The sequence below is a fragment of the Runella sp. R0.1_18 genome (genome assembly GCF_057652155.1).
The window spans coordinates 1-359 of sequence record NZ_JBYFCK010000113.1 but is presented as its reverse complement, the minus strand read 5'-3'; the positions used below and the strand labels follow the sequence as shown (position 1 = coordinate 359).

1 protein-coding gene is annotated in these 359 nt (G+C 42.3%); it reads left to right on the top strand.

From position 1 onward, the window contains the following. The coding region (locus tag AC23P2_RS31305; protein ID WP_487776821.1) for a DUF6444 domain-containing protein at positions 1-291 on the top strand (291 nt) is incomplete at its 5' end. Positions 292-359: the final 68 nt, after the last annotated feature.

Sequence of the window (359 nt, the reverse complement as noted above, 5' to 3'; positions counted from 1 at the left end):
ATAGATGAGATTATGGAAGAGTTGATTAAAGAAATATCGGACTTGAAGGCGTTAGTCAACCGCTTACTACTTCGTATTGAGGAATTAGAAGCGGAAAATGCTGACTTACGTCGTCAACTTGGCCAAAACTCTTCAAACTCACACAAACCACCTTCAAGTGAAGGATATTCAAAGAAGCCAGTAATTAAAGCAGCGCTTCCAAAATCATCAGGTAAAAAGCCAGGAGGTCAGCATGGTCATACAGGCAAAACCCTTCAATTCGTAGTACATCCTGACCGCACGGGCCTTTAGGTTTTTGAGCTGGTAAGATTCCAAGATTTTGGTAGCTTGCTGTCAAAAGAAAACCAGAGCAGGCTACC